General features: G+C 66.3%; 2 protein-coding genes (1 of these 2 only partly in view). Both read right to left on the reverse strand.

What is annotated here, in order from left to right:
- Window positions 1-11,325, reverse strand: a complete 11,325-nt coding sequence (locus tag MFF34_RS06900) for a non-ribosomal peptide synthetase (protein ID WP_238211649.1) — start codon at window positions 11,323-11,325, stop codon at window positions 1-3.
- Window positions 11,322-17,999 carry the 3' end of a non-ribosomal peptide synthase/polyketide synthase gene (locus MFF34_RS06905; protein WP_238211651.1) on the reverse strand. The gene runs 15,654 nt beyond the window's last position, so 6,678 of the gene's 22,332 nt are visible here — the last part of the coding sequence; its start codon lies off the right edge, out of view; the stop codon is at window positions 11,322-11,324. The genes MFF34_RS06900 and MFF34_RS06905 overlap by 4 nt, the downstream gene beginning before the upstream one ends.

Consider the following 17,999-nt stretch of genomic DNA (forward strand, 5'->3'; position numbering starts at 1 on the left):
TTAACGGGTAACCTTGCCGTGGTGCAGCGCCTGCCCGTCGTGCCACCAGGCCGCCAGGCTGAACACATCCGGCACCTTGAGGATGCTGAAGTGGTCACCGGGCCCCTGCCACAGCGCAAGCTTGGGCATCAGTTGCTGCCAACCGGCCTGCATGGCGGCATGCTCGCGGGCATTGCCCAAGGCATCCAGGCCCGGGTCATCCACCAGCACCAGGCCGACCGGCCCGTGGTAGCTCAACGTTGGCCGGTAGGCCGTGCGCAACGCCGTGGCGAAGGTCCGTACGGTGCCGTCCAGCGCCCCTGGCTGCGACCGCGCCGGCAGTAATCCGACCCGCACCATGGCCGCGTGCAGCTGGCTCAACTGCTGGTCGTCGCTGGCCTCGGCAAAGGCGCCTGGGTCAATACCCAGGGTTTTGCCGGTAGACAGCTGCAACGCCTCGATCAGCCGCTGCAACGCTTCGCCCAGGGTGTAGGGCTGGCCACAGGTGCCGCCCTCGCCCGGCGCTTCGCTGTCGATCAGTGTCAATGAACGCACCTGCCGCCCCTTGGCCTCGAACCGGGCAGCCATGGCATGTGCCACCCAGCCACCAAACGAATGCCCGACCAGGTTCAGCGGCCCTTGCGGATAAAGCGCCTCGATGGCCTGCACATGGCAATCGGCAGCAGCCTCCACCGAAGTGTGCGGCACCGAGCAGCCGTCCAGCCCCCGCGCCTGAAGGCCGTACAGCGGCCAGTCCGGGCCCAGGGCCTCGGCCAGGCCTATGAAACTGGTGACGCTGTCGCCAGCCCCCGGCACGCAAAACAACGGTGCATGCCCGTGCTGACCGGTCTGGATCGCCACCAAGGGCTGATAAGCCGCTGCCTTGGTGATGTTCGTGCTAGGCACACTGCCCAGTAGCTGGCCAAGCGCCTGACCGAGCGCAGCCACGTGGGGCGCCTGCATCATGCTGCGGTGGTCCCCCGGCACGCCCAGGAGCACCAGGGCCTGGGACGGCAGCGTCTCGCGCCAGCCCAGAGTCGACTGGCTGTCACTGCCCTGTTCGGCGCGCAGCAGGTGCACCGGCACGCTCAACGGTGAAGGGCGGTAATGTGCCAGCGCATGGCCGTGTGCCAGTTCACGGGTGAAGTAGTGCAGCAGTTGCACGTCGCTCATGCTCGCCCACAGCCCATAGAGCAACTGGTGCTCGCGGCAGCTGGCGACCAGCGTGGCAAAATCGGCCTGACCGGCCTCCAGTTGCTGCAGGCGTGCCAGCTTGTCGGCGCCTGCCGGGCCTTGCGTGCGCCAGAACGTGCTGCAGTTCAACAACAATTGCCGTTCGAGTGCACGTGGCCCCTCCCAGCGCGCCTTGCCCTGGTCGGCCAGGCGCGGCACATAGGTGTCGATCAAACCGAGGAATTCGACCTCCTCGTCCACACCCAGCAATTGGTTAGCCATTTCGAAGGCCAATACTCCGCCGAACGACCAACCTGCCAGGCGATACGGCCCGTGTGGCTGCACGCTGCGCATCTGATCGATCTGGTAGCGGGCCAGGCACTCGAGCGTCTGTGGCTGCGCTTGATCGGCCGGGATGCCGGGCAGCCCATAGAGGGCGAAATCACCGGGCAAGTGCTGGCCCAGCACCGGGAAGTAGAAATCCAGGCCGGTGAATTCGTGAACCAGGAACAGCGGCGTCTGGCTGCCCCCTGCACGCACCCGGATCACCCCGCGGTGCGCAGCGTCAGGGCTGCCGAGCCTGGCCGCCAGCAACGCTACGCTGGGGTGCTGGAACACATCGTTGATGGCCACCTTCAGGCCCGTCTTGGTCATCTTGTCGACCAGCCGGATTGCCGCCAGGGAGTGGCCGCCCAGCTCGAAGAAGTTGTCGTGCCGCCCTACCCGCTCAACGCCCAGCAGCTCGGCCCAGATCGCGGCCAGCAGGGTTTCGGTTTCGCCTTCTGGGGCTTGGTACACGCGTCTTTGCAGGGCGTCGGTATCCGGTAATGGCAAAGCCTTGCGGTCGAGCTTGCCGTTGGGGTTCAAGGGCAGTGCCTGCAGGTGGACGAACAGCGCCGGCACCATGAAGGTCGGCAGGCGCCCGAGCAATGCCGAGCGCAGCGCCTCTACCGGAAACGACTCGCCCGTGTAGTAAGCGAGCAACTGCTGCTCATGAGCGATCACCACGGCCTCCTTGACCCCCTCTATTCGCGTCAGGCAGGCCTGGATCTCGCCCAGTTCGATGCGCAAGCCGTGGATTTTGACCTGGTCATCGTTGCGGCCCAGGTATTCGATGTTGCCATCGGCCTGGTGCCGCGCCAGGTCGCCGGTGCGGTACAGGCGTGCACCAGGGCGGGTGCTGAACGGGTCGTCGAGGAAGCGTTCGGCGGTCAGTTCGATGCGGTTGAGGTAGCCTCGGGCGACTTGCACGCCGCCGATGAACAGCTCGCCAGCCACGCCTTGCGGTACGGGTTGACCCTGCGTATCGAGTACATACAGCGTGGTGTTGGCGATCGGTTTGCCGATGGGGGTGTTGTCCGGTGCCGTCACGCAGTGCCAGGCGCTCACGTCCACCGCTGCTTCAGTCGGGCCGTACAGGTTGTGCAGTTCGACGGCTGGCAATTGCGCGTGGAAGCGTCGGACCAGGCTGCCCGGCAAGGCTTCGCCGCTGCACAGCACGCGTTTGAGCCCATCGGCCGACGCGTCGCCATGGGCCAGGAACACATCCAGCATCGAGGGCACGAAGTGCAAGGTGGTGACGTTTTCGCTACGGATCACTTGACGCAGGTATTCCGGATCGCGATGGCCGCCGGGACGCGCCATGACCAGACGTGCGCCGGTTTGCAGCGGCCAGAGGAACTCCCACACCGACACGTCGAAGCTGAACGGGGTCTTCTGCAAGACCACGTCGTCTGCACCGAGGTTATAGGCGTCTTGCATCCACAACAGGCGGTTAACCACGCCGGCATGCTCGTTCATTACGCCCTTCGGCAAGCCGGTGGAGCCTGAGGTGTAGATCACGTAGGCCAGGTGACGCGGGGTCAAGCCGGTGACAACTGGGTTGCTGGACGGCTGGGCGTTCCAGGTCGGCTGATCCAGGTCGATAACCTGGGCCGAATCCGGTACGTGCCGCGTAGCACTGTGCACCAGCACCGCCACCGGCGCGCTGTCGCTCAGCATATGCCGCACGCGCTCCGCTGGGTAATCGGGGTCAACCGGCACATACGCGCCGCCCGCCTTAAGAATGGCCAGCAAGCCAACCACCATCGACAGCCCACGTTCAACGCAGATCGCCACCCGATCATCAGGTTTAACACCCAGTTCAATCAGGTGATGCGCTAATCGGTTGGCCTGCTCATTCAGCTGGCAATAGCTCAGTACCCCTTCTTCGGCTTTAACCGCGACCGCATCCGGCGTACGCAACACCTGCGCCTCGATCATCCCGTGCAGGGTCTGCTCAAGGTCATAATCCACCGCCGTGTCGTTAAAGCCCTGCAACAAGCGCTTGCGCTCATCGTCATCCGGCAACCCGACATGGCCCGGAATGGCCCGATCGCTCTCCACGAAGGCCCACAGCAGTTGTTGGAAATACCCCGCATAACGCGCGATGGTCGCCCGCTCGAACAGGGCTGTGGCAAACACGATACCGCCGGCAAAACCTTCGGCGCGCTCACCCAGGCTCAGGCTCAGGTCGAACTTGGCAATGCACGCAGGCCCACTCACTGCGCTCACCGACAGGTCGGCCAGTTGCAGCGCCTGGCGCTCCGGGCTGGCGTCCCAGTCCAGGGTGGCCTGGTACAGCGGCGTATGCGCAAGGCTTCGGCGCGGACGCAGCAACTCGACCACCTGCTCGAACGGCAAGTCTTGATGCGCCTGCCCGCCCAGCACCACGGCCTTTACCCGGGCCAGCAGCGTGGCCACATCCGGTGCCCCCGAGGTGTCCACACGCAACGCCATGGCATTGACGAACATGCCGACAAGGCCATCCACTTCAGCCTGCCTGCGGTTGGCTACCGGCGAGCCGATCACCACTTCATCCTGGCCGGCCAGCCGGCTCAATAGCACCGCCCAGGCCGCCATGAACAGCATGTAAGGCGTGACGCCATGGCGCCGGCACACGGCTTTGAGCTCGATACTCAGGCGCGGGTCCAGGCTCAGCGCGACGCTGTCACCGGCATACTGCTGACGCTCCGGCCGTGGGTGATCCCAGGGCAAGCTGAGCAGCGCCGGTGCCCCGGCCAGCAGGCCAACCCAGTAATCGGCCTGTTGGCGCAGCGCATCGCCGCTCAGCCAGCGCCGCTGCCACAAGGCATAGTCGATGTACTGCACGGGCAAGGCCGGCAAGGGGTCGTCGCCACCGCAACTGAAGGCTTGGTACAACTCGCCAAGCTCGCGCACCAACACCCCCAGCGACCAACCGTCGGCCACCAGGTGGTGCAAGGTCAGCAGTAGCAGGTGGTGGTCCTCGGCCAGCTGCAGCAGGCGCCCACGCACCGGCAGGTCGCGGCTAAGCACGAAGGGTTGGCTCGCCTCCTGGCGGATCAACGCCGCAATAGCGGTTTCATCCAGGCCCTGGCAAAGGTCCCGGCCAAACAGGAAGCCTTCGCTACCGGTTGCTAACACCACCTGCGGCTCGCCTTCCTGTTCGACAAAATGGCTGCGCAGGCTTTCATGGCGCTCGACCAGGCGCCTTAACGCGCGCTCCAGCGCCCCAGAGTCCAAACGGCCCTCCAGGCGCAGGGCCAGGGGAATGTGATAGGCCGCGCTGGCCTCCTCCATCTGCGCCAGAAACCACAGCCGCTGCTGGGCGAACGAAAGCGGTAAAGCACCGTCACGTGTGCCCGGCTGGATGGCCGGCAAGGCATCACCGTCACGCGCAAGGCAGGCGGCCACCGCTGCCAGGCTGTCATCGGCAAACAGGTCGCCCAATGCCAGCTCCAGCCCCAGGCGTTGGCGAACTTGGGCCAGCATGCGCATCGCCAGCAGTGAATGGCCGCCCAATTCGAAGAAGCGGTCGTGACGCCCGACGCGTTCCAGGTGCAGCAGTTCGCCCCACAACGTGGCCAGCGCCTGCTCGCGCTCGCCTTCCGGTGCTTCGTACACTGTCACCGCCAGGTCCTGGGGCGCCGGCGCCGGCAACGCCTGGCGATCAACCTTGCCATTGTTGTTCAGTGGCATCCGCGGCAATGCCACAAATGCGGTAGGCACCATGTAATCCGGCAAGCGCCCACGCAGGAAGGCACGCAGGTCAGCAGCCTCCACTGGGGCCTCGTGCCGGGTAAACCAGGCCACCAGCCGCAGTGGGCCCTGCTCGTTCGGCACAGCCATCACCACGACTTCACCGACACCCGGTGCCAGTGCCAACTGCTGCTCGATTTCGCCCAGCTCGATCCGGTAACCGCGAATCTTGACCTGGTCGTCATTGCGCCCCAGGCACTCCAGTTGGCCGTCGGCCTGCCAGCGTACCAAGTCGCCGGTGCGGTACAGCCGAGCGCCCGGCTGCGGGCTGAACGGGTCATCGATAAACCGCTGCGCCGTCAGTTCTGGGCGGTTCAGGTAACCCAGGGCCACGCCGTCGCCGCCGATATACAGTTCACCGACCACGCCTTGCGGCACGGGCTGTTGCCAGGCGTCCAGCACATACACCTGGGTATTGCCGATCGGCCGGCCAATCGGCACTTGGGCTGCATCGGGCGCCAATTCACGCACCTCGCAAGTCACCGCGAACGTGGTGGTTTCGGTGGGCCCGTAGCCATTGAGCAGGCGCAGCCCAGGTGCTTTGTGCAGCAGCGTGCGGAAGGCTGCAGGTTCGGCACGCTCACCGCCGCTGATCAGCACGCGAAGCGCGGCCAGGGCCTCGGGGATCAACTGCACGTACTGGTTGAACAACGCCGTGGTCAAGAACAGAACGGTGATGCCCTGCTCCGCCAGCGCCTTCGCGAAAAGCGCTGGGTCGACCAGCGTGCGGTGGTCGATCACCCGCACCTGCCCGCCATTGAGCAACGCGCCCCACACTTCCAGGGTGCTGGCATCGAACGCCGGGTTGGAAGCGAAAGCGATGCGGTCGCTGGCCAGCAACCCGGCATACCGCTCGTTCAGCACCAACCGCGCGATACCCCGGTGCGGCACGCACACGCCCTTGGGTTTGCCCGTGGTGCCAGAGGTGTACATCACATAGGCCGCACTGCCAGCGTCCTGGGCCACCCCAGGGTTGTGGCCAGGCTGGTCATCGAGGACCAGTTGGTCCAGGTCGACCCGCCGCACCGCATACTCAACCGGTGTGCCAGCAAGCGTCAGCAGCGCGGTGGCCTGGCAATCCTCGACCATGAAGGCCTGGCGCTCGGTCGGGGCATGAATGTCGAGCGGTACATAGACCGCGCCACACTTGAGCACGGCCAGTTGCGCCACCAGCAAGTGCAACGTGCGCGGCAGCAGCACGGCCACATAGGTACCCGGTGCCACACCTGCGCCCATCAGGTAATGGGCCAGGCGGTTGGCGCGTTCGTTGAGTGCCCCGTAGCACAGCGCCTGGTCGCCCTGCACTGCCGCCACGGCCAGGGGATGGCGCGCTACGCGCTGCTCAAACAGCTGCTGCACGGCCAGGTCACGGGGGTAATCGCGCTGCGTGGCATTGAAACTGTGCAGCAGGGTCTGGCGCTCGGCGTCGCCAAGCAACGGCACCTGTGCCAGCGGCTGTTGATCATCGCCGATCATGGCCCAGAGCACGGTTTCGAAGTAGCCGACATAGCGCCGCACGGTTGCTTCGTCGAACAGCGAAGTGGCGTAGTCCAGGCTGCCGGCCAGCGTGTCGCCGAATTCGCCGAGGTTCAGCGTCAGGTCGAACTTGGCGACCTGGCCAGCCTGGGCCACGGCCTCCAACTGCAGGCCCGGCAGTTGCAAGGCGCCACCTTCGATCGCCTGCCAGTTGAGCGTGGCCTGGAACAAGGGGGTGTGGCCGAGGCTGCGCACTGGGCGGACGATTTCCACCACCTGTTCGAACGGCAGGTCTTGGTGCGCCTGTGCCTCCAGCACGCGCGTACGGACCTGCTCCAGCAGGGTTTGCGCCGTCGGTGCGGCAGCCGTGTCGATGCGCACGGCCAGGGTATTGACGAACAAGCCCACCAGCGGCTCCAGCTCGGCACGGCCGCGGCCCGCCACAGGGCAACCGATGACGATTTCGCCCTGACCGGACAGCCGCGTCAACATGGCGGCCCAGGCGCTGAGCACGGCCATGTACAGGGTTACCCCGTGGCGCTGGGCCAGGCTGCGCAGGCCAGCCGCCAGGCGGGACTGCAACTGCAGTGGCAGGCTTGCGCCGGCAAAGTCCTGGCGTTCGGGGCGTGGGCGATCACTGGGCAGCTTGAGCAGGCTGGGCGCGCCGTCCAGGGCCTGGCGCCAGTAATCGGCCTGGCGCTGCAGCTGGGCGCCGGCCAACCAGCGGCGCTGCCACACGGCATAGTCGCCGTACTGGATGTCCAGGGCCGGCAGCGGATTATCCTGGCCCTGGCAGCAGGCCGTATACAGCGCGCTCAGTTCGCGGGTCAGCACGCCCAGCGACCAGCCGTCGGCAACGATGTGGTGCACGGTCAGTGCCAGCACATGGTGTTCTGCGCCTAGACGCAGCAAACGCGCTCGCAACAGCGGCCCGTGAGCCAGGTCGAAAGGCGCACTGGCCGCTTCATACAAGCGGGCCGGCAGCGCATCGACGCTCAGGTCTTCACGCTGGAACCAATCGGCACCCGCAGTGGTAGCCAGCACCACCTCGGCACTTTCATCGCGTGGTACGAAGCGGCTGCGCAAGGTCTCGTGGCGCTCGATGATACCCAGCAAGGCTGCTTCCAGCGCATCGGCATCCAGTGCCCCGCGCAGGCCCAGGGCCAGCGGCACATTGTAAGCCTGGTTGCCGCCTTCCATTTGCGCCAGGAACCACAGCCGCTGTTGGGCGAACGACATCGGCAGCGGCGCATCGCGCGGCACCGGGCGTATCGCTGGCAGCTCACTGCGCCCGGCATGGGCCAGTACCTCGGCAACGGCGGCCAGCTCGGGGTTGGCGAACAGGTCGGCCAGGCTCAGTTCGACACCCAAGCGCAGGCGCACCTGGGAGACCATGCGCATCGCCAGCAGTGAATGCCCGCCCAAGCTGAAAAAATGGTCGCGACGGCCGACTCGCTCAACGTGCAGCAACTCGGCCCATAGTGTTGCCAGCGCCTGCTCCAACGCCCCTTCGGGGGCCTCGTAGACCTGCTCGAACAGCGCCGAGCGCTCCGGGCGTGGCAATGCGCGGCGGTCGAGTTTGCCGTTGGCCGTCAGCGGCAACGCCGGCAGCTCGACATAGGCCACCGGCACCATGTATTCCGGCAGGTGCGCCTGCAATTGGCTGCGTAGGCCTTCTGGGGTGAGCGGTTCGACGTCTGCCTGGGCGGTGAAGTAGGCCACCAGGCGCGGCTGGCCGGGCTGGTCCTCACGGGCCAGTACCACGGCTTCATCGATGCCAGCCAGGGCGTTCAGCCGACTTTCGATCTCGCCCAGTTCGATGCGCACACCGCGGATCTTGACCTGGTCGTCGTTGCGCCCCAGGTAGTCCAGGGTGCCGTCCGCCAGCCAGCGCACCAGGTCGCCTGTGCGGTACATGCGCCCACGGGCGACGAAGGGGTCGTCCAGGAAGCGCTCGGCGGTGAGCGCCGGGCGGTTCAGGTAGCCCCGGGCAACCCCGGCGCCACCAATGTACAGCTCACCTGGCACACCCAGCGCGACAGGCTGCAGGTGTGGGTCGAGTACGTACAGACGGGCGTTATCGACCGGCCGACCTATATGCAGCGCCCCGCCCGCTTCCACCGCGCCGGAGCTGGCCACCACCGTGGTTTCGGTCGGGCCGTAGTTGTTGACCACGGCAAAGCGCTGGGTGCGGTTGAACTGGCGCAGGCGGTCACCGCCGATCAACAGGGTGCGCAGGGTCGGGTGTTCGAGCTGATGGTTGAAGGCATACTCGGCCACCGGCGTCGGCAAGAAGCTCACGTCCAAGGGCTGCGCCTGCCACCAGGCAAGCATGGCATCCAGGTCGTCGTTGCCCTCCGACGCCGGCGCCAGGTGCAACGTAGCCCCGGCACACAACGCCGGCCAGACTTCCCAGGCCATGGCGTCGAAACCAAAACCGGCCAGGCTCGAAGTGTGCCGGCCATGGCACAGGTCGAAGGCGCGGCAGTGCCAGTCGACCAGGTTGTTGACGGTCTGGTGCTCGACCATCACACCCTTGGGCTGCCCGGTGGATCCGGAGGTGTAGATCACATAGGCCAGGTGGCTCGCGCTCAGCCCCGGCACAACCGGGTCGCTCTCGCATACAGGCCAGTGCGGCTGGTCGAGCAGCACCACCGGCACCGCGACAGGCCCCAGGCGCTCACGCAGCGCCTGCTGCGTCAGCACCGCTACCGGGCCGCTGTCATTCAGCAGGTAGTGCACGCGCTCATCCGGGTGGGCGGGGTCTACCGGCACGTAACCGGCTCCGGCCTTGAGTACCGCCAACAAGCCCACCAGCGTCTGAAGGCTGCGCCGCGCCACCACGGCGACGCGGTCGTCAGGCCGCACGCCCAGGTTGATCAGGTGCTGCGCCAGGGCATTGGCCTGGCGGTTGAGCTCGGCGTAACTCAAGCGCGCGCCGTCACAGGTGGCGGCAACGGCGTCAGGGTGCAGCTCGGCGCGGTGTGCAATGCGTTGGTGCAGGGTCAGTTGCCGCTCATACGGGGCCGGATAATCGTTGAACGCTTCCAGCAGCTCCGTGCGCTCGCTGTCGGGGAGCATGGCCAGCGCCAGGACCGACGACTGCGGTGCCAGCACCAGGCTTTCGAGGGTCTGCTGCAGGTAAGCACAGACGCGCTGCGCCGGCACTTCGGCGCTGGCCAGCAAGGTCAGGCGAAACGCTTCGCCCAAATCGTCGACGCTGAGCGTCAAGGGGTAGTTGGTGGCCTCGGCCGACTCGACGATGTCGATGCCGGCCAGGGCTGCGCGGCGTGGCTGGGTGCTGTCCACTGCGCTGTGGCGGTAGTTGAGCAAGGCATTGAACAGCGGCGCCGGCGCCGCCACACCGCTGCACCGCTGGGCCAGGGCCAATGGCGCGTGTTCATGGCGCATCAATGCACTCAGCCGTTGGTGGGTGGCGCGGATCGCCGTCGGCAAGTCAGCACTGTCCAGGTCAACGCGTACCGGCAGGGTATTGATGAAAATCCCCAGCGCCCGGTCGGTGGCTTCGGCGCCCTGCAAGCGCCCCATCAGCACTGTGCCGAACACCACCTGTTCGCGCCCCGTCAGCCCGCCCAGCACGCGGCCCCAGGCCAGGTGGAAGAGGCTGGCGACGCTCACGCCCAGGATACGCGCCTGGCTGCGTAGCTGCTGGCACAGCGCAAGTGGCAGGTCGAGTGCGTGCTCGTTGTGCACCTCGCCCACGCCTTGCACATCCTGGATGCCGTAGGCCAGGGTCGACGCGTCGATCCCACCCAGCATGTCGCGGAAAAACGCCTCGTGTTCGGCCTCGCTGATACCCAGCACGGCTTGTGCCACATAATTGCGAAACGGCACCGGGGTGCCCAGCCGATCACCCTCGCCGGCCAGAAACGCGATCAGCTCGTGACGCACCACCTCCAAGGCACTGTGGTCCATGGCGATATGGTGGAACTGCAGGGTGGCGGTCAGTGCGCCATCGGCTTGCTCGGCCTCACGCAGCAGGCGGATTAGCGGTGCCTGGGTCAGGTCGAGCCTGCCGCGCATGGGGTCGTTGTCGGGTAACGTCGACACCTGCAGGTCAGCGCGGCGCCAGACCACCTGCACCGGCGTTTCCAGCCCTTCCCAGTGCACCGAGGTGCGCAAGATGTCGTGGCGGGCAATTACACCACGCAGCGCATCGGCAAACGCCTGCAAGCGGGCCTCGTTGGCAAACACGAAACGCGCCTGCATCACGTACGGGTCGCTGTCGGTGGCACTGGCGTGGTGGAACAGCATGCCCTGCTGCAGCGGTGCCAGTGGGTAGATGTCTTGCACGTTAGCCGCGCCGCCGGGGATGCAAGCGACGATGCGGTCAAGGGTGCCCTGGTCCAGGTCGATCAGGTTGAGGTGCTGCGGCGTAATGCGCGTGCAGCCCGGGCCGATGAGGTTGGACGGCACGTGCACCGCGCCCTGTTTCACGGCCACGTACTCGCCGCGCTCGATCATCGCCACCAGCGTTGGCTTGTGTTCACGCAGTTGCGCCACCAACGCGGGGTCGGTCAGGGCCTGACGGTTGCCCTGGACGGCCAGTTGGCCGTCCTTCAACGCCAGTTGCACGTTTTTGGCCGTCAGTGTTGCCAGTAGTTGGTTGATGCTCACAGGACGATCTCCATTCTGTCTGTGATGGCTGCGTAGCCCGCCAAGGTCGGTTGGTCGAACAGGGCGCGCACGTCGGCTTCCAGGCCTTGATCACGCAGGCGGGAGGTGAGGGTCACCGCCAGCAGCGAATGGCCGCCCAGTTCGAAGAAGTTGTCATGCCGCCCTACCCGCTCAACGCCCAGCAGCTCGGACCAGATCGCGGCCAGCAGGGTTTCGGTTTCGCCTTCGGGGGCTTCGTACACGCGGCTTTGCAGGGCGTCGGTGTCCGGCAGTGGCAAAGCCTTGCGGTCGAGTTTGCCGTTGGGGCTCAGGGGCAATGCGTCCAGGTGGAGGAACAGCGCGGGCACCATGAACTCCGGCAGGTGGGCCAGCAATGCCGTGCGCAGAACGTCTGTGGCCTGCTGCTCACCGGTGTAGTACGCCACCAGACGCTGGTCGCGGGCGACAACAACTGCCTCCTTCACGCCTTCGATGGCCGTCAGGCCAGCCTGGATTTCACCCAGCTCGATGCGCAGGCCGCGCAGCTTCACTTGGTCATCGTTACGGCCCAGGTATTCGATGTTGCCATCGGCCAGGTGCCGCGCCAGGTCGCCGGTGCGGTACAGGCGTGCACCAGGGCGGGTGCTGAACGGGTCGTCGATGAAGCGTTCAGCGGTCAGTTCGGCGCAGTTCAGATAGCCTCGGGCGACTTGCACGCCGCCGATGAACAGCTCGCCAGCCACGCCTTGCGGTACGGGTTGCCCCAGCGTATCGAGTACATACAGCGTGGTGTTGGCGATGGGTTTGCCGATGGGGGTGTTGTCTGGTGCCGTCACGCAGTGCCAGGCACTCACGTCCACCGCTGCTTCAGTCGGGCCGTACAGGTTGTGCAGTTCGACAGTTGGCAATTGCGTGTGGAAGCGTCGGACCAGGCTGCCTGGCAAAGCTTCGCCGCTGCACAGGACGCGCTTCAACGAAGCCGCCGAGGCGTCGCCATGGGCCAGGAATACATCCAGCATTGAAGGCACGAAGTGTAAGGTCGTGACGTTTTCGCTACGGATCACCTGACGCAGGTACTCCGGATCGCGATGGCCGCCGGGGCGCGCCATGACCAGACGTGCGCCGGTTTGCAGCGGCCAGAGGAATTCCCATACCGATACGTCGAAGCTGAATGGGGTCTTCTGCAAGACCACGTCGTCAGCGCCGAGGTTATAGGCGTCTTGCATCCACAACAGGCGGTTAACCACGCCGGCATGCTCGTTCATCACGCCCTTCGGCAAGCCGGTGGAGCCTGAGGTGTAGATCACGTAAGCCAGGTGACGCGGGGTCAAGCCGGTTGCAACTGGGTTGCTGGAAGGCTGGCCGTTCCAGGTCGGCTGATCCAGGTCGATAACCTGGGACGAATCCGGTACATGACGGGTAGCACTGTGCACCAGCACCGCCACCGGCGCGCTGTCGCTCAGCATATGCCGCACGCGCTCAGCTGGGTAATCGGGGTCAACCGGCACATACGCGCCGCCCGCCTTGAGGATGGCCAGCAGGCCAACCACCATCGACAGCCCACGTTCGACGCAGATCGCTACCCGATCATCGGGTTTAACACCCAGACCGATCAGGTGATGCGCCAGCCGGTTGGCTTGCTCATTCAGCTCGCGATAGCTCAGCGCCCCCTCTTCGGCCTTAACCGCCAACGCATCCGGCGTACGCAACACCTGCACCTCGATCATCCCATGCAGGGTCTGCTCAAGGTCATAATCCACCGACGTGTCGTTGAAGCCCAGCAGCACACGCTCACGCTCCTGCGCTTCCAGCACCGGCAAGCGCTGCACCGGCAGTTCCGGCGTCTGCTCCAGCGCCTCGACCATGGCCTCCAACACCTGGTTCATCTGCCCACAGATACGCGCCGCGCCTACGTCGGCCGGGGTCATGGCAACCAGGCGGAAGCCCTCCCCCAGGTCATCCACGTTCAACCCCAGCGGGTAGTTGCTGCGTTCCTGGCTTTCCAGGTTGTCGATACCTTGCGTCGCCTGCCGCTGGCTGTCAGTGACCTGCGTGCTGTGCCGGTAGTTGAGCATGGCGCTGAACAACGGCAAGGGCGCAGCCACGCCACTGCAGCGCTGGGCCAAAGCCAGCGATGCATGCTCGTGGGCCAGCAAGGCACTGAGGCGCTGATGGGTAGCACGGGCTCCTACACGCAGGCTGATACCGCCCAGGTCGACCCGCAGCGGCAAGGTGTTGATGAACATGCCGAGCGCCCGCTCGGCGCCTTCACCGCCTTGCAGGCGGCCCAACAGTACGGTGCCGAACACCACGCTGTCCTGGCCACTGGCGGCCGCCAGCAGGCGCGCCCAGGCCAGGTGGAACAGGCTGGCGACGCTGATACCCAATTGCCGGCCTTGTTGGCGGAGCCGTTGTGCCAGGTCGTCACGCAGCCACAGCTGGGCCTCCTCGATGTCACGGCCGTCACCCTGCACATCGCTAAGGCCGAACGGCAGCGTTGGCGCGTCGATATCCGCCAGTTGCCCGCGGAAGAACGCTTCATGCTCGGCCTGGCTGATACCCAGCCGCGCCTGGGCCACGTAGTTGCGGTACGGCACCGGTGCCTGGGCCGGCTCGGCCGCACCCTGCAGGTAACCGATCAGCTCCTCGCCGACCACTTCCATGGCCGTGTGGTCGAGCACGATGTGGTGGAACTGCAAGGTGGCTTCGATGCGGGCCGCGCCCGGCTGCTGCGTGTACAGCAGACGGATCAGCGGTGCCTTGCTCAGGTCAAGCATTGCCTCGCTGTCGCGGCCACGCGCCATGACCGACAACGGCGCCTGCCGCCAGACCACCTGCACCGGCTGCGGCAGGCCTTCCCAGAGCACCGCTGTGCGCAGCACGTCGTGGCGGGCGATGACCTTGTCCAATGCTGCCGCGAAGTTGTTCAAGTGTTCGCGGCTGGCGAACCCGAAGCGCGACTGCAGCACATAAGGGTCGTGCCCCTGCGCGCTGAGGTGGTGGTACAGGATGCCCTCCTGCAAGGGTGCCAGCGGGTAGATGTCCTGCACATTGCGGGCACCGCCGGGTACCTGGGCAACGATACGGTCGATGGCCGCCTGCTCCAGCGCCACCAGCGGCAGCATGCCGGGGGTGATGTGCGGGCAGCCGGCCGGGATCAGGTTGTCCGGCACCTGCACTTGTTGCACCTGGACCAGGGTCGTCGCCAGTGCCGCCACCGTCGGCTGGCCAAACAGCGTACGCACATCCACCTGCACGCCCTCGCGGCGCAAGCGCGCGGTCAGGTTCACCGCCAGCAACGAGTGGCCACCCAGCTCGAAGAAGTTATCGTGCCGGCCCACTCGCTCAACGCCCAGCATGTCGGCCCACACCGCTGCCAGGGCCATTTCCACTTCGCCCTGCGGGGCGACATAGGCCTGGCCTGCAAGCAGCGCCGGATCCGGGTCGGGCAACGCCTTGCGGTCGAGCTTGCCATGGCTGGTCAACGGCAGTGCTGGCAGGCAGGTGAAGGCCAACGGCACCAGGTGTGCGGGCAGGCTAGCCTGCAAAGCCTGGCGCAGTGTGTCCACTGCCACCGGTGTGGTTTCAGTGAACCAGGCCAGCAGCCGCTCGCCACGCACCAGCACCACCGCATCGCCGATACCAGGCTGTGCGGCAAGTACGCTTTCGATCTCGCCAAGCTCCACCCGTACGCCGCGGATCTTCACCTGGTCGTCGTTACGGCCCAGGTAATCCAGGGTGCCGTCAGCGTTCCAGCGCACCAAGTCACCTGTGCGGTACAGCCGCGCATGGGGTTGGGCGGTGAACGGATCGGCAATGAAGCGCTCCTCGGTCAGTGCCGGGCGGTTGAAGTAACCGCGGGCCACGCCGGCGCCGCCAATGTACAACTCGCCCACGGCGCCCACCGGCACCGGCTGGCGGCGCTCGTCGAGCACATACACCTGGGTGTTGGCGATAGGCTTACCGATATGCAGCGCCCCCGCGGGTAGCAGTTGCCCGGACGTGGCCACCACAGTGGCTTCGGTCGGGCCATAGTTGTTGACCAGGGCAAAACCTGGGTCACGCTCGAACTGGCGCAGGCGATCGCCGCCGACCAGCAGCGTGCGCAAGGTTGGGTGCTGACGCTCGCGGCGCAGCGCCTGTTCGGCCACGGGTGTGGGCAGGAAGCTGACGGCCAGCGGCTGCTCCAGCCACCAGTCGAGCAATTCGTCGACGTGCTCACCAGCAATGCGTGCGGGCGGTACGTGCAGCACGGCCCCCGTGCACAGCGCCGGCCACACCTCCCAGGCCACCGCATCGAAACCAAAACCGGCCACCGTGCTGGTATGGCTGCCGGCTTTCAAGGCAAAGGCTTCACAGTGCCAGTGCACCAGGTTGGCCAGGGTCGCATGCTCGACCATCACCCCTTTCGGCTGGCCGGTGGAGCCGGAGGTGTAGATCACATACGCCAGTTGGCGATCATCCAGGCCTGCCACGCAGGGGTTGCTTTCGGCTGCGCCCTGCCAGGCATCGCGGTGCAGCTCGACACGTGGGGTGTCCCCCACCAGCGCCAGGGTGGCCGCATCGACCAGCACCAATGCCGGCGTGCTGTCTTCAAGCAGGTAGGCGATGCGTTCGCCTGGGTAGGCCGGGTCGATCGGCACATAGGCCGCACCGGCCTTGAGGATGGCCAGCAGGCCGACCAGGCGCTCCAGGGTGCGCGGCAAGCACAATGCCAACCGGTCGCCGACCTTCACCCCGCGGCTGATCAGGTGATGCGCCAGGCGGTTGGCGCAGCGATTAAGCTCGCCGTAGCTCAGTACCTGGCCATCCTGCACCAGCGCTGCCGCTTGCGGTGCGCGGGCCGCCTGGGCCTCGACCAGGGCGTGCACGGCCTGCCCTTTCGGGTAGTCGCGTGCAGTGGCATTGAACGCTTCCAGCACCTGCTGCCGTGCCACCGGGTCCAGGATCGACAATGCCTCGACCGGCTTGGCCGCAGACTGCGTCAGCGCCTGCAGCAGTTCGACCAGGGCCTGGTTCATCCAGCCAGCGACCCGCTCGGCGCCAATGCCTGCCTGGGCCAGCACACTCAAGGCAAAGCCTTCGCCCAGGTCGTCGACACTGAGGGTCAGCGGGTAGTTGCTACGCTCCTCACCGCCCAGCAGACGAACACCCTGGCTGTGGGTATCGCCGTCGGCAGGCACCCCTGCCGTGCTGTGGCGGTAGTTGAACAAGGCGCTGAACAACGGTGTGGACGCCGCCACGCCACTGCAGCGCTGGGCCAACGCCAGCGAGGCATGCTCGTGCGCCAACAGCGCCGAAAGCCGCTGATGGGTGGCGCGCACCGCCTGCGCCACCGGTGCAGTCAAGTCGATGCGTAGCGGCAAGGTGTTGATGAACACGCCCAATGCCCGGTCGGCCCCTTCACCGCCCTGCAAGCGCCCCATCAGCACGGTGCCAAACACCACATCGGTGCGGTTGGCGAGCACACCCAGCACCCGTGCCCAGGCCAGGTGCGCCAGGCTCGCGGCACTCACGCCCAACTGCCGAGCCTGTTCGCGCAATCCGCGGGCCACGCTGGCGTCGATGGCCAGGTGGGCTTCTTCGATAGCGTGGCCGTCACCCTGTACGTCGCTCAGGCCAAACGGCAAGGTCGGGGCGTCAAGGTCACCCAGCATCTCGCGGAAAAACGCTTCATGGCTGGCATCGTCGGCCCCAAGGCGGGCTTGGGCAACATAGGTGCGATAAGGCACTGGCGCCGGCAAGCGTTCGCCCTGGCCCGCCAGCAACACCTGCATCTCGCTGGCGATGACTTCCATGGCGGTATGGTCCAGGGCCAGGTGATGGAATTGCAGAATCGCCACCACGCGCTGGTTGGCCGGGTCATCGGCATGCAGCAGGCGCAGCAAGGGTGCCCGCGACAGGTCGAGGCGCTGGTGACGGGCGTCGAAGCGCGCCTGCAAGGCATCGATCACCGACCCGGTAGCCAGGCCTTCGATTGCGCTCACCTGCATCCTCGCTTCCCGCCAAACCACTTGTACTGCGTGCGCAAGCCCTTCGCTGACCACTGCGGTGCGCAGAATGTCGTGCCGGTCGATGACCTGCTGCAAGGCGCCCGCCCAGCGCTGCAAGTGCGCCAGGCTGTCGAAGGCCAGGCGCGACTGCAGCAGGTACGGGTCGCCCTGTGCGGCGCTCAAGTGGTGGTACAGGATGCCCTCTTGCAGCGGGGCCAGCGGGTAGATCTCTTGCACATTAAGAGCGCCGCCCGGCACCGTGGCGACGATACGGTCGATACTGGCCTGGTCGAGCTCGATCAGGCTGAGCATGTCCGGGGTGATGTGACGGGCAGCATGCGGCACACAGTTGGCCGGCACCTGCACTTCGCGACCGCTGCCCACGGCGGCGGCCAGCGCCGCCAGGGTGGGCTGGGCAAACAGCACACGCACATCGGCACTGAGGCCGGCCTTGCGCATGCGCTCGACCAGGGTCACGGCCAGCAGCGAGTGGCCGCCCAGCTCGAAGAAGTGGTCGTGGCGCCCGACCTGCGCGACCTTGAGCAGGTCGGCCCAGATCGCTGCCAAGGTGGTTTCAACCTCGCCTTGTGGCGCCTCAAAGGCACGGCTGAGTACTGCCTCGTTGCCGGGCTGCGGCAAGGCACGTCGGTCGAGCTTGCCGTTGGCGGTCAGCGGCAATTCATCCAGGCACACGTAGGCCGC

Source organism: Pseudomonas sp. PAGU 2196 (genome assembly GCF_022179005.1).
GTDB classification, from domain to species: Bacteria; Pseudomonadota; Gammaproteobacteria; order Pseudomonadales; family Pseudomonadaceae; genus Aquipseudomonas; species Aquipseudomonas kermanshahensis.